9 protein-coding genes are annotated in these 14518 nt (G+C 67.7%); 7 read left to right on the top strand and 2 right to left on the bottom strand.

What is annotated here, in order from left to right:
* The first annotated feature begins 204 nt into the window (after positions 1–204).
* From LA521A_RS17845 to LA521A_RS17855, 3 genes are all read left to right on the top strand, one after another.
* Entirely contained in the window at positions 205–1845 is a 1641-nt protein-coding gene (locus LA521A_RS17845; protein ID WP_281780183.1) for an alpha-glucosidase family protein, read from the top strand.
* Between the two features lie 55 nt (positions 1846–1900).
* The gene (locus tag LA521A_RS17850; protein WP_281780184.1) at positions 1901–3682 is read left to right on the top strand and encodes an alpha/beta hydrolase-fold protein; all 1782 of its coding nucleotides are present in this window, start codon (positions 1901–1903) and stop codon (positions 3680–3682) included.
* 287 nt (positions 3683–3969) lie between these two features.
* Entirely contained in the window at positions 3970–6747 is a 2778-nt protein-coding gene (locus LA521A_RS17855) for a TonB-dependent receptor (RefSeq protein ID WP_281780185.1), read from the top strand.
* Between the two features lie 423 nt (positions 6748–7170).
* Here LA521A_RS17855 and yihA read toward each other — a convergent pair whose 3' ends face one another.
* Positions 7171–7785, bottom strand: coding sequence for a ribosome biogenesis GTP-binding protein YihA/YsxC (yihA, locus tag LA521A_RS17860; protein ID WP_281780186.1), 615 nt, complete (start codon positions 7783–7785; stop codon positions 7171–7173).
* A gap of 206 nt (positions 7786–7991) precedes the next feature.
* On the opposite strand from yihA, the gene LA521A_RS17865 reads away from it, so the two are divergent.
* The 4 genes from LA521A_RS17865 to LA521A_RS17880 all read left to right on the top strand — a co-directional run bounded on the left by LA521A_RS17865 (position 7992) and on the right by LA521A_RS17880 (position 11322).
* Entirely contained in the window at positions 7992–8858 is an 867-nt protein-coding gene (locus tag LA521A_RS17865) for a c-type cytochrome (RefSeq protein ID WP_281780187.1), read from the top strand.
* Positions 8859–8976: 118 nt separating this feature from the next.
* Positions 8977–9627: a thiol:disulfide interchange protein DsbA/DsbL gene (locus LA521A_RS17870; protein WP_281780188.1), complete on the top strand. Its 651-nt coding sequence runs from the start codon at positions 8977–8979 to the stop codon at positions 9625–9627.
* A gap of 106 nt (positions 9628–9733) precedes the next feature.
* The gene (locus tag LA521A_RS17875) at positions 9734–10546 is read left to right on the top strand and encodes a thiol:disulfide interchange protein DsbA/DsbL (RefSeq protein WP_281780189.1); all 813 of its coding nucleotides are present in this window, start codon (positions 9734–9736) and stop codon (positions 10544–10546) included.
* Positions 10547–10563: 17 nt separating this feature from the next.
* Positions 10564–11322, top strand: coding sequence for an endonuclease/exonuclease/phosphatase family protein (locus LA521A_RS17880; RefSeq protein WP_281780190.1), 759 nt, complete (start codon positions 10564–10566; stop codon positions 11320–11322).
* A 179-nt stretch (positions 11323–11501) separates the two neighbouring features.
* Here the strand turns inward: LA521A_RS17880 and LA521A_RS17885 are convergent, their stop codons facing one another.
* Positions 11502–14402: a TonB-dependent receptor plug domain-containing protein gene (locus LA521A_RS17885; protein WP_281780191.1), complete on the bottom strand. Its 2901-nt coding sequence runs from the start codon at positions 14400–14402 to the stop codon at positions 11502–11504.
* Positions 14403–14518: the final 116 nt, after the last annotated feature.

Raw genomic sequence — 14518 nt, forward strand, 5'->3', positions numbered from 1 at the left:
CCCAACTCGATGGCCCATGGTAGTCGGCGGGGGCGACGGGGGTTCGGGCTGCATACGTATTCATGGCCTGCATCCGTTCCGGGCGGTGCGCGACGGGGACGCACCGTGGAATAGTGCACGCCATCGCGCGCCCGGGGCGCGCGTCCGGTTCGGCATGGACGACACGGTAGACACACGCAGGGCAGCGTCGGGGACGGAAGGCAGATGGCGGCAGTGGGCAACGCGGAAGGAACGAACTGGTGGCGCGGCGCGGTGATCTACCAGATCTACCCGCGCAGCTTCCTGGACACCAACGGCGACGGCGTGGGCGACCTGCCGGGCATCGAGGCGCGGCTGGACTACGTCGCCAGCCTCGGCGTGGACGCAATCTGGATCTCGCCCTTCTTCAAGTCGCCGATGGCCGATTTCGGCTACGACATCGCCGATTACCGCGACGTCGACCCGCTGTTCGGCACGCTCGACGACTTCGACCGCCTGCTCACGAAGGCGCATTCGCTCGGCATCCGCGTGATGATCGACCAGGTGCTCAGCCACACCTCGATCGAGCACGCGTGGTTCAAGGAGAGTCGCGAAAGCCGCGACAACCCGAAGGCCGACTGGTACGTGTGGGCCGACGCGAAGCCCGACGGCACGCCGCCGAACAACTGGATGTCGCTCTTCGGCGGCGTCGCATGGCAGTGGGAACCGCGCCGGCAGCAGTATTTCCTGCACAACTTCCTCGCTTCGCAGCCGGACCTGAATTTCCACAATCCGGCAGTGCAGCAGGCGACGCTGGACAACGTGAAGTTCTGGCTCGACCGCGGCGTCGACGGCCTGCGCCTGGACGCGATCAACTTCTGCTTCCACGACACGCAGCTGCGCGACAACCCGGCCAAACCGCTGGAATTGCGCACCGGCCGTGGGTTCAGCCCGGACAACCCGTACGCGTTCCAGTACCACTGGTACAACAACACGCAGCCGGAGAACATCCCGTTCCTCGAGGAACTGCGCGCGCTGCTCGATCGCTATCCGGGTGCGACCACGCTGGGCGAAATCTCGTCGGAAGACTCGCTCGCCACCATGGCCGAGTACGTCAACGAACGCCGCCTGCACATGGGCTACAGCTTCGAGCTGCTGACCGACGATTCCAGCGCCGCGTACATCCGCGGCACGGTCGAGAACCTCGAAGCGAAGATGCGCGACGGCTGGCCGTGCTGGGCGATTTCCAACCACGACGTGCAGCGCGCGGTGACGCGCTGGAACCCCGGCGCCGCGTACGACGCCGCGCTGGCGCAGCAACTGGTCGCGCTGGTGTGCTCGCTGCGCGGTTCGGTGTGCCTCTACCAGGGCGAAGAACTCGGGCTGACCGAAGCCGACGTGCCGTTCGAATCGCTGCAGGATCCCTACGGCATCACGTTCTGGCCGACCTTCAAGGGCCGCGACGGATGCCGCACGCCGATGCCGTGGAATGGCGAGGCGAACGGCGGCTTCAGCGCCGCGCGTCCCTGGCTGCCAGTGCCGCCCGAACACGGCGAACTGAGCGTCGCCACGCAGGATGCGCGCGCCGATTCGGTGCTCAACGGCGTGCGCCACCTGCTGCGCTGGCGCAAGTCGCATCCGGCGCTGGTGTCGGGCGAGATCGCGTTCCTCGATGCGGACGAGCCGGTGCTGGCGTTCACGCGTCGCGATGCCAGCGAATCGATGCTGGTCGTGTTCAACCTGTCGGCGACCCCTCGGAAGTGGCCCCTACCAACGGCACTGCGGAGTGCCGTGCCGCTCACGGACCATGGCCTACGCGCCGGCGAGCTGCACGAGAACACGCTCGAGTTGCCGCCGCGCGGCGTGTTCTACGCGCGGCTGGGTTGAGCCTCGTGCAGCGCGCGCATCCGACGACGAACGCGCTGGCACGGGAGACCGCCGCATGACGACACAACGCATCCGCAGCGGCCTTCGCCTGGCCTGCCTGGCGGGACTGCTCGCGATCGCGCAGGCGGCGATCGCGCTTGAACCGCTCTCGCCCGAGCCGGTGACGGGCGAGGTGGTCGTCGAAGCATTCGCGCTCGACGCGACGCCATTCGCGCCGGACGGCATGAAAACCACCGTCTACCTGCCGCCGGATTACGCCGCCGGGACGCGCCGTTATCCCGTGCTGTACGTCAACGACGGACAGGATCGGCAGGCGGTGCAGCTTCGCGAAACCCTGCAGAAGCTCATCGTCGCCGGTGAGATCCGCGCGCCGATCGTCGTCGCCATCGACATGCCGCCCGATCGCATGGGCGCGTACGGTCTGTCCGATCGCAAGGCCGGCACGAACCTCGTCGCGAAGACGCGCTTCGGCGGCATCGGCACGAACGCGCACGCGTATTCCGAATGGCTGGTGCGCACGCTCGTGCCCGCGATCGACGCACGCTACCGCACGCGCACCACGCCCGACGCGCGCGCGATCCTCGGGTGGTCGCTCGGCGGGCTGAACGCGTTCAACCTGGGCTGGCAGTATCCGGAAGTGTTCGGACGCGTCGGCGCGTTTTCGCCCTCGTTCTGGCCCGCATCGGACACGACCGACAACGCGAGCATGCAGCGCACGCGCATGGCGCAGCACATGGTCGATGCGAGCGAGCCGCGCAACGGTGCACGCTGGTTCTTCGCGGTGGGAACCGCGGAGGAAGCGGCCGATCGCGACGGCGACGGCGTGGACGACGCGGTGGACGATGCGCGCGACATGCTCGTCGGCTGGAACGCGGATGCCGGCGGCATGAAGGGCCTGCGCCAGCTCGGTTACAGCATCAACGACGATTACGGCGCCAAGGCCACGCGCGCCGATGCGTCGCTCTACCTGCTGCCCGGTGGCAAGCATGAACAGGTGGCGTGGGCGCGGATGCTGCCGGTGTTCCTGCGTTGGGCATATGCGGTGCATGCGCCGGCGCTGGACGCGACCGGTCGCGTCGACAGCTACCAGGACGTGCCGTCCGCGCACGTGCCGGCGCGCACGATCGACGTGTGGCTGCCGCCGTCGTACGCGACACACCCCACGCGTCGCTATCCCGTGCTCTACATGCACGACGGGCAGAACCTGTTCGATCCGTCGATGTCGTTCACCGGCATCGACTGGGACGTGGACGGCACGATGACGAAGCTGATCCAGGCGCACCGCGTGCGCGAGGCGATCGTCGTGGCGATCTCGAACACGCCGTTGCGCGGCAACGAATACATGCCGGCGAAGGCCGCGTCGTCCGAACAGCGCCCCTACGTGCCGTCGGACGGCTACCTGCGCTTCATCGTCGAAGAGCTGAAGCCTGCGATCGACGCGACGTACCGCACGAAACCCGCGCGCGGGGACACGCTGGTGATGGGCGCGAGCATGGGCGGCCTGATCTCCGCCTACGCGATGAGCGAGTACCCGGACGTGTTCGGCGCGGCAGGCGGGCTTTCGACGCACTGGCCTGCGAACGACGGCGCCGTCATCGACTACCTTGCGACGCACCTGCCGGCCCGTCGCAGCCACCGGTTCTATTTCGACCACGGCACCGCGACGCTCGACGCGTCGTACGCGCCGTACCAGCAGCGCATGGACGCCGTCCTGCGCGATGCGGGCTGGCGCGAGGATCGCGATTTCATGAGTCGCCAGTTTCCCGGCGCCGAACATAACGAACGCGCCTGGCGCGATCGCCTCGAGGTGCCGCTGCAGTTCCTGCTCGGCCGCTGACGGACCAGCGCGACCCCACGTGTGCCCGCGCATGCGCGCGGGCGCATCGCCGTGCGCCGGGAAAACGCTTGCATGCCGATTCATGCGGGCAGGCGGGCGATGAATACGTATGCAAAGAACTTTGTGCAGGGATGGGGCGAACTACCATCGCCGCTACGTCCTGAGCGGTTTTTCTTTGCCGACTCGGGCGCGGGCTCCCGGCGAGCGCGGCATCCGTCGCGACGTACGCGGGCCGACACACAACGACTAGAACCCGATTCGCCAGAATCGATTGAGTGGGAGGGGAGATGCAACTCAAGCGCAATCTGCTGAGCGTGGCGCTCGCATCGGCAACGATGCTGCTCGCCGCCGGCGCGCAGGCCCAGGTGGCCACGCAGGCACCGGAAGGCGAGCCGTCGCGTACCGACGAAACCAGGACGCTCGATTCGGTCGTCGTCACCGGCATCCGCGCCGGCATCGAGACCTCGATCGACACCAAGAAGGAGTCGACGTCCATCGTCGAAGCGGTGTCCGCCGAAGACATCGGCAAGCTGCCCGACGTGAGCATCGCCGAATCCATCGCCCGCCTGCCCGGCCTGTCCGCGCAGCGCGTGGGCGGTCGCGCGCAGGTGATCAGCGTGCGCGGCCTGTCGCCGGACTTCGCCACCACGCTGCTCAACGGCCGCGAGATGGTGTCCACCGGCGACAACCGCAGCGTCGAGTTCGACCAGTATCCCGCCGAGCTGATGAGCGGCGTGACCGTGTACAAGACGCCCGATGCCGGCCTCGTCGGCCAGGGCCTGTCGGGCACGATCGACATGCGCACCGTGCGCCCGCTCGACTACGACAAGCCGATCGTCGCGGTAAGCGGCCGCTACCAGCGCAATTCGCTGGGCGACGCCGCCAACGCCGACGGCGACGGCAATCGCATCAACGCCAGCTACATCGGCCAGTTCATGGACCGCACGCTCGGGTTCTCGATCGGTTACTCGCACACGGAGCTGCCGATCCAGGAGAACCAGGTCGGCCTGTACGAGCCGTGGAGCGCGACGACCGGCCCGGATGGCGACCGTTTCCGCAACGGCGTGCCGGAAGGCACGTTCTTCGCCGACGGCATCAAGGCGCTGCGCCGCACCGGTGAGATCGAGCGCGACGCGGTGATGGCGACGCTGCAATACCGTCCGTCGAACAACTGGACGAGCACCCTGGACCTGTTCCACACCAAGGCCGACCAGGAAGACACGGCGAACCAGTTCGAAGTGAACCTGTCGGGCTACAACGGCGGCGGCGAAGGCGACCCGGTCGTGGTCTTCCTCAACCCGCAGGTCAACGGGAACGGCTCCTTCACCGGCGGCACGGCGGTGAACGTCTATCCGCTCGTGCGCGGCATGTACCGCAAGCGCGAGGACAAGATCGACGCGTTCGGCTGGGCCAACGACTTCAACGTCGGCGACGTGCGCATGAAGGCCGACATCGGCTGGTCGCGCGCCGAGCGCGAGGAACTGCTGCTGGAGAACAACACGCAGCAGGTGCCGCGCCTCCAGCTCGACACGCTGGGGCTGGCATACAACAGCGACGGCTTCTCGTGGCTGGTGCCGGGTCGCGACTATTCGAACCCGGAAACGCTGTTCCTCACCGACACCATCTACGGTTCCGGCTACGGCAAGGTGCCGCGCGTCGAGGACGAGCTGAAGACCTACACGCTGGCCGCGTCGATTCCGGCGCCGGCATTCGCTAGCGGCTTCCTGTCCGACATCGACGTCGGCCTGAACTACGCCGACCGCGAAAAGCAGAAGACGCAGCCCGAAGGCAACATCCGGCTCGGCGCGCAGGGCGACACCGCCATCGGTCGCGACCTGCAGTACGGGCTGGTGAACCTGGGCTTCGCCGGCATGGGCTCCATCCCGGCGTGGAACGTGCCGGCGGCGGTGTCGCGCTACATGAGCTTCGAACCGGTGGACAACCTGTCCTACCTGATCCCGAAGGCATGGACGGTCGATGAGAAGCTCACCACCGGCTACATCAAGGGCAACATCGATACCGATTGGGGTTCGGTGGGCGTGCGCGGCAACATCGGCGTGCAGATCCAGCATGCGGACCAGTCCTCGCGCGCGAACTTCTGGGATTCCACCCAGCCGGCCGGCAGCGAAGTGCAGCCGTACGAGAACGGCAAGACCTACACCGACTACCTGCCGAGCATGAACCTGGCGTTCCTGTTCCCGCACGACCAGACGCTGCGCGTGGCGCTGGCCCGCCAGGTGGCGCGTCCGCGCGTGGACCAGCTGCGTGCGTCGCTGGAATTCGGCGTGGATACGAGCACGGGTCGTCCGGGCGCGAGCGGCGGCAATCCCGAGCTGGATCCGTGGCGTGCCAACGCGTTCGACATCTCGTACGAGAAGTACTTCGGCACGAAGGCGTATGTCGCGGCGGCGTACTTCTACAAGGACCTGCGCAGCTACATCTACACGCAGACCAACGACAACTACGACTTCTCGGCGTTCGTCGCCGATTACGTGCCGGGCCCGAACGAGCCGCCGACGCAGACCATCGGCAACTTCACCGCGCCGTACAACGGACAGGGCGGCAAGCTGCAGGGCATCGAGCTGAGCGCGTCGCTGCCGCTGGACATGCTGTGGGCGCCGCTGGAAGGCTTCGGCATCGTCGCCAGCGCGAGCTTCACCGACAGCGACATCGAGATCCTCGACCCGGAAAGCGCGAGCAGCGTGGGCACCGATCCGATCAGCCTGCCGGGTCTGTCGGACGAGGTGTACAACTTCACCGCGTACTACGAGCGCGCGGGCTTCGAGGCGCGCGTGAGCCAGCGCAAGCGTTCGGACTTCATCGGCGAGATCGGCAACTTCGATGGCAACCGCACGCTGCGTTACGTCGTGGGCGAAGACCAGCTCGACGCGCAGATCAGCTACAGCTTCGGCGAGGCGAGCAGCCTGGCCGGCCTGACGCTGCTGTTCGAAGCGAGCAACCTGACCAACTCGCCGTACCAGACGTATGCCGGCACGAAGGATCGTCCGCTGGAATACATCGAGTGGGGCCGCACCTACCTGGTCGGCGTGAACTACAAGTTCTAAGCCGCCCTCCCGCGGTGCTTGCGACCCCCGCCGATGCGAGTCGGCGGGGGTTTGTTTTTGGGGCCCTCCTGCGCCCGGGCGCCCGAACCACGTCATCCCGGCGACGGCCGGGATGCAGGCGCGTGACGCGCGGGCACTCCCTCGTCAAGGAAGCACTTTGATCATCATCCCGGCGAAGGCCGGGATGACGATCAACCGCAACGGCGATGGCTCTTGTAGCCCGGGTAAGCGAAGCGCACCCGGGGGTTGGGCAGCAGGAGCAAAATGGGTGCCAGCTTTCACTGGAATGACGGCGGGGTGGGGAACCGCCGATAGAGTGCCCAAACGTCACGGGTCTGGATCCCGGCCTTCGCCGGGATGACGGTGCCATGGTTGTTATTGACGCAGTGCCCGCACGCTACCCACCGCCGCAAAACGCAAACGCTACAGCCCCAGCCACCCCGCCACGACCGCCCGTGCCTCGTCCACACCCTGCTTCGACTCGCCCGAGAACGTCTGCACGCTCACCGTGTCGCCGAACGCGTTGAACAACTCCTTCCTCACGGCGAGGAGCGCCTGCGACTGTTGCCCGCGCCCGAGCTTGTCGGCCTTGGTCAGCAGCGCGTGCGCCGGCAGGCCGCGCTCAACGGCGTAGCCGAGCATCTGGCGGTCGTAGTCCTTCAGCGGGTGCCGGATGTCCATCACCACCACCAGCCCCTTGAGTGCCTCACGCGTGCGGAAGTACTGGTCGATGAAGGCCTGCCAGTGCGCCTGCAGGTCCTGCGGGACCTTGGCGTAGCCGTAGCCGGGAAGGTCGACCAGGTAGCGCGGCGGCTCGATCTCCGGCGGCGTCATGTCGAAGAACACCAGCTGCTGCGTGCGGCCGGGCGTCTTGGAGACGCGGGCGAGCGCGTTCTGCTGGCACAGCGCATTGAGCGCGCTGGACTTGCCCGCATTGGAGCGGCCGGCGAAGGCGACCTCGAAGGCGCCGTCGGGCGGAAGCTGCTTGTGGTTGTGCGCCGACAACAGATAGCGGGCGCGGACGAAGGGGTTGGCCATGGCATAAGGATCGCACGCGCACGCGCGAAACCCGCTCCCGGCACGCACATCGGCATGCGCACGGGCCCCGCGATCCCGCCAAACCGCGGACTGCGGCCGCTTTCGGCACGTCGCGCGCGTTGACCGCCCCCGGACCGCCGACGATAATTCCGCGGTTCCGGCGTGCGCCCGGCGTTCGCCTCATCTGTGTTTCGGAGCCCAGCTACATGAGCCAAGCCCGCATCCTCGGCATTGTCGGCATCGTCGCATTCGCGGCCGCCGCCGTTGCCTATGCCCAGACCACCGTCACCCCGGTCCCGAACAACGCGCCGGTCGAACAGGCGCCGCTGAACACCGCGCCGGAAAAGACGGTGTGGGGCGATGCGAAGGCCGGTGCGACCAAGGCGGGCACCTGCGCCGCCTGCCACGGCCTGGACGGCAACCCGACCGACCCGCAGTACCCGCGCCTGGCCGGCCAGAGCGAGCGCTACATCGCGCACCAGATCGCGCTGTTCAAGACCGGCGAGCGCAACACCGGCATGGCGGCTGTGATGAAGCCGTTCGCCGATGCGCTGTCGGCCCAGGACGCGCGCGATGTCGGCGCCTACTTCGCCACGCAGAAGGCCGGCGCGGGCGTCGCCGACGACACCGCCGTCGCCACTGGCCCCAACACCGGCAAGAAGTACTTCGAGATCGGCCAGCAGCTGTTCCGCTCGGGCGACAAGGCGCGCGGCATCCCGGCGTGCATGGCGTGCCACGGCCCCGATGGCGCCGGCAACCCCGGCCCGGCCTACCCGCACATCGCCGGCCAGCAGGCGCCGTACACGCAGCGTCGCCTCGAGGAATACCGCGCCGGCACGACGGTGCAGCGCGACGCGCACCTGTTCAACATCATGGCCGCCGTCGCCAAGCAGCTGACCGACGAAGAAATCGGCTCGCTGTCGAGCTACCTGCAGGGTCTGCACCCGAGCCGCGACGACGTGGCCGTCGCCGCTGCCCCGGCAGGCGCTGCTCCGGCTGCCGCTCCGACGGCTCCGGCCGCGGCGCCGGCCGCCCCGGCGGAGAAGCCGGCCGAGCCGGCTACCGGCTCCTGATCGGTTGAACTTCCGCCGCTGACGATGGTCGGAGGCGGAACCATTGAGTTGTCTGTAGCGCCGGCCGTGCTTCCACGGCCGGCGTTCTAGTTTCCGGCCCACCCGTTCGAGAACGCCGATGACCCGCCGCCTGCTGCTCCGTTCGCTGCTCCTGCTCGTGCTGCTCCCCGTCGCCGCCATGGCGGCCACGCCCCAGGCCGCGCCGGTGGAGGGCACGGACTACGAAGTGATCGAAGGCGGCATCCCGTTCGCGCCGCTGAAGGGGAAGGTCGAGGTCGTCGAGGTGTTCGGCTACACCTGCCCGCATTGCGCGCACTTCCAGCCGGCGGTATCGGCCTGGGCGAAGAAGAACGCGAAGACGGTGAATTTCATCCCGATGGCCGCGCCGTTCGGCGGCTCCTGGCAGCCCTACGCGCAGGCTTATTACGCCGCGCAGGCGCTGGGTGTCGTCGCCCAGACCCACGACGCGATGTTCCGGGCGCTGCACACGGACGGCACGCTGCCGCTGCGCAACGCGACGCCGGGCGAGATCGCCCCGTTCTATGCGCGCTACGGCGTGGACCCTGCGAAGTTCATGGCGACCTTTGAGGGTGCCGACGTCGCCGCGCGCGTGGCGAAGGCGGAGCAGTTCATCCGCCGCAGCGGCGTGGAAGGCACGCCGACGCTGGTGATCAACGGCCGTTACCGCGTGATCGGGCACGATTTCGACGACGTGCTGCGCATCGCCGATCAGCTGATCGCGCGTGAACGCGACGGCAAAACGCGCTGAGTCGAGTGCCACCGGCGCCGCCCGGCCGGTATTCTTGCCTGTGCCCCGCCGCTCGGCCGACGCCGCCCGGCTCCCGCTTTTCCCGACCTTTGCGGAGATTGTCTGCATGAATTCGCGTCTGCCCCATCTCGCCGTGGTCCTGACCGGACTGCTGGTCCTGTCCGCCTGCTCGAAGCAGGCCCCGGCTCCGGCCGAGACGGCCGCCCCGGCAGCGCCGACGGCGCCCGCCGCCCCGGCTGAAACCGCCCCGGCGCCGGCCACGACCGCCGCCCCGGCCGACGCCGCCGCCACTCCGGCAGCGGCACCCGCCTCGGCCGCCACGCCGCCGCAGGGCCCGGCGCCGGTCGCCGGCACCGACTACGTTGAAATCGCCGGCGGCCAGCCGTTCGAGCCCACCGGCGGCAAGATCGAAGTGACCGAGATCTTCGGCTACACCTGCCCCCACTGCGCGCACTTCGAACCGCTGGTCGAGTCGTGGAAGGCCAAGCAGCCGGCCGACGTGAAGTTCGTCGCGCTCGCCGCGCCGTTCGGCGGCTACTGGGAGCCGTACGCGAAGGCGTTCTACACCGCGCAGACGATGGGCGTGCTCGACAAGACGCACCAGGCGGTCTTCAACGCGATCCACGTCGACCGCACGCTGCCGGTGCAGCCGCTGCCGACCAACGAGCAGATCGCCGCGTTCTACGGCAACTACGGCGTCGACCCGAAGCAGTTCGCCAGCACGATGTCGAGCTTCGCCATCGACGCGAAGATGAAGCGCGCCGGCCAGTTCATCGCGCGCAGCGAAGTGGATTCGACCCCGACGATGGTGATCAACGGCAAGTACAAGGTCACCGGCAAGGGCTTCGAGGACACACTGCGCATCGCCGATCACCTGATCGCGCAGGAGCGCGCTGCCAAGGCCGGCGGCGCCCAGTAAGGACACGCGACGATCGCATGGACACCCGCCGGCTCCGCCTGCTCAGCGCGAACATCCAGGCGGGGTCCAGCACGCGCGGCTACCACGATTACGTCGCGCGAAGCTGGTCCCACGTGCTGCCCGCCGGCAACAAGCGCGGCAGCCTGGACGCCATCGCGCAACTGGCCGGCGAGCACGACATCGTCGGCCTCAACGAAAGCGATCCGGGCAGCCTGCGATCGGGTTTCACCAACCAGACGCACTATCTCGCCCAGCGCGCCGGCTTCGATTACTGGAGCCACCAGCCGAACCGTCGCGTCGGCGGCGTGGCTTCCAGTGCGAACGGCCTGCTGAGCCGGCTGGAGCCGAAGGAAGTCATCGACCACGCCCTGCCCGGCCGCATCGCCGGGCGCGGTGTCCTGCTCGCGCGGTACGGCGACGGCGACAAGGGGCTGCTGGTCGCGGTCGCGCACCTCTCGCTCGGCGCGAATTCGCGCGCCGCGCAGCTGGGTTTCATCGCCGAACTGCTGCACGACCATCCCAACGCCGTGCTGATGGGCGATTTCAACTGCTCCATCGATCGCCCCGAAATGCGCGCCCTGTTCCGCAACACGCGCCTGCAGCCGCCCGACGGCGAAGTGCACACCTTCCCGAGCTGGCGCCCGCAGCGCGCGATCGACCACATCCTGGTCGGCGACGGGCTCAAGACGTCAAATGCACGCGCGCGGCCTGCGGCGTCGTCGGACCATCTGGCGTTGTCGATCGACCTGCACGTTCCGGATTCGGCGTTGCGCTGATCGCTGCAGCACCAACGTTGTAGCCCGGGTAAGCGAAGCGCACACGGGGCGAACGTGATGGATGCCTTTTCCCGGGTGCCGTTCCACTTACCCGGGCTACAAAAAGCAAAGACCCGAACGAAAACGGCCGATGGCGAACCATCGGCCGTTTCGTGTTTTACAGCGGATCGGTCAGGCGATCAGAAGCGGTAGTCCGCGCTGACGTACCAGAACGAACCCGGCAGGTCGTACGTACCGGCGTCGTAACCGTTGAGCGAGCAGGTCAGGCACACCGGCGGCTCCTTGCCGAACAGGTTGTTCACGCCGACGGTGAACTTCAGCTTGTCGACCAGCGCGTTGTTCCAGTTGAACTGCAGGTCGTGGTACGTCGTGGAGCCGAGCGTGTTGGTTTCCACGCCGCCCATGCAGCCGGGCGCCTCGTCGACGGGCACGTTCGAGCACAGCTCCTCGACGGAGGAGATGTAGCGCACCGTCCAGCCGACGTTGAAGTCGCCCATCGTCCAGTTGGTCTGGAGGTTGGTCTGCCATTCCGGGATCGCGCTGTCGTTGACTTCGACGCCCACCTCGCGCTGCGAGCGGTTTCCGTCGACGTCGACGGCCTCGTAGTCGTTGACGAAGGTCGACTGCAGCGATGCGCTCAGGCGGCCCCAGCTCCATTCCGGACCGGCCCAGTTCACCTTGAAGTCGACGCCGTCGGTCTTGATGCGGCCGAGGTTGTCGAGGAAGTTCTCCGGCGGGTTGAGGTTGCCGCCCGCGCCGCGCGTGAACGGCGTGCAGTTGACCGAACCCACGCCGCCTTCGCGCAGGCAGGTTTCGAGCAGCGCCTGGATGTCGCGCGCCTGGATCGCGTCGTCGATCTTGTGGTGGTAGTAGCCCACTTCGAAGTCGAGTCGATCAGACCAGGCCTGACCCGTCGCCCAGCCGGGCGCATACACCACGCCGAAGGTGTAGCTGTCGGACTCTTCCGGCTGCAGGTCCGGATTACCGCCGGTGAAGGTGGTGATCTGCGTGTTGGCCTGTTCGAAGTTCGGCGGTGCGCCCTGCGCGGCGCAGCCGGCGGCGAACGACGGGTCCGACGGGCCCGGGCTGCCGGTGGAACCGCAGGGATCGACCAGCGTGGCGCCGAACTGCGTGAGGCCGTACAGCTCGCCGAGGTTCGGCGCGCGGAAGCCCTGCGAGTAGGTGCCGCGGATCACCAGGTCCTCGATGGGCTGCCAGCGGAAGCCGGCCTTGCCAGTCGTCGTGCCGCCGAAGGTCGAGTAATCCGAGTAGCGGACGGCGGCGCTCAGGTCCAGGGTCGACAGCACCGGGAAGCTGAATTCCGCGTAGACCTCGTCCACGTCGTACGACGCCGACACCGGCGCGGCGAAGGAGTCCTGCGACTCGCCGCTCTGGCGCAGCGGATCGGGGTTGAAGTCGCCGCGGTAACGACGATGCTCCACGCCCGCCGCGAAACCGGCGGTGCGGTCGCCGATGTTGAACATGTCGCCGGTGATGTTCGCCGAGTACAGGTCGAGCTTCTGCTGCGAGGAGTCGATCTGGCGCGTGCGGATGTAGTCGATCATCTCCTGCGTCATCGGACGGCCCTGGCCGCCGAAGATGTCCAGCGGCACGCAACCGGCCACCTGGGCGCAGACCGCCGGATCGCCCAGCGCGAGCTTGAGCTTGGCGACGTTGTAGCCGTTGAGGAATTCCTGCGTAGCCTTGTTGTCGGCGTAGGCGTAGTTGAAGTCCCAACCGAAGCTGCGCGTGCCGAGCGTGAACGTGCCGTCCAGGCCGGTGTTGAAGTACACCGTGTCCACGTCCTGGTTGAAGATGCGCGGCCCGACTTCGACCGGGCGACGCGTCGCCACGAGGAAGTTGGAATTCGCATCCAGCGTGTAGCCGAACGGGTTGTACGGGTTGTCGGCGTGGATGCTGATGGTGTCGGCGATGCCGCCGGTCCCTGCGCCCGGACCGACGAAGATCGGCTCCGGCGCCGCCTGGTTGGTCGAGGTGCGGTTGTTGTACAGGCCCTTCACGTGCAAGCGGGTGTTTTCGGTCACGTCGTAATAGACGCTGGCGAAGATCGACTTGCGCTTCTGCGGCGTGAGCAACAGGTTGTACGGCGCGAAGTTGAAGCGGTCGCTGCCGTCGAACGCGTTGTAGGTGCCACCGTTGGGGTTGTTCGGATCGAACACCGGCGTGGTGGTGCCGTTGTTGAGCGTGATGTCGTACCAGTTCTCGGTGTCGTCGTCGCACCCGCCGACGCCGGTGGTCGGGCGCGTGGGATCGCAGAAGAAGAAGCGGCCCTGCGGGATGCCCGAGCTGCCGCCGCGCACGCCGGTGCCCGGCGTCGGGTATGCCGACTGCTGCCACGAGCCGGAGCTGATTTCCTGCTGCTCGAAGTAGCTGGCGGTGAACACCGCCGACCACCTGTCGCCGCTGCCGCCGAGCGTGAGGCTGGCTTCGGTGGTTTCGCCGCCGTCCTCGTACTCGCCGTAGTAGGCGTGCACTTCGGCGCCGTCGAAATTACGGCGGGTGATGATGTTGATCACGCCGGCGATGGCGTCGGAGCCGTAGATCGCCGAGGCGCCGTCTTCCAGCACTTCGACGCGTTCGACGATGGCCAGCGGAATGGTGTTGAGGTCCGCGCTGCCGCTCACGCCCGAGGCGGAGGATTCATTGACCCAGCGGACGCCGTCGACCAGCACCAGCGTGCGCTGCGAGCCGAGGTTGCGTAGGTCGACCTGCGCCGAACCCGCGCCGATGCCGCCACCGTCCGGCGGGTAACCGAAGTTGCCCGAGGAGTTGAACTTGGCGTTGAGCGCCTTGCCGCTGGAGGTCATCTGCTGGAGCAGATCGCCCACGGTCTGCAGGCCGGTCTGGTCGATCCTGGCCTTGTCGAGCACGAACACGGGCTGGGCCGTGACGGCGTTGGTCTGCTTGATACGCGAGCCCGTCACCGTGACGGTGTCGAGCGTGGTGGCCGAACCCTGTGGGGCTGGCGAGGTTTCCTGCGCGGCCGCGAGGCCCGGCAGGGACAACAGCAAAGACAGCTGGATCGCTCGGGTGAGCGATTGGCGACGCATGGCTTTCATTACTCTCTCCCTCGAATGAATGAACAGCAGCAACGGCCGCCTCCCCTGCCCGGGCGGCACCCCCAAAGTTGTAAACAATTCGTGAATCCGCCACAAGCGGCAAAGAGTTGCCCAAC

It is taken from the genome of Lysobacter auxotrophicus, from assembly GCF_027924565.1.
Lineage (GTDB): Bacteria > Pseudomonadota > Gammaproteobacteria > Xanthomonadales > Xanthomonadaceae > Lysobacter_J > Lysobacter_J auxotrophicus.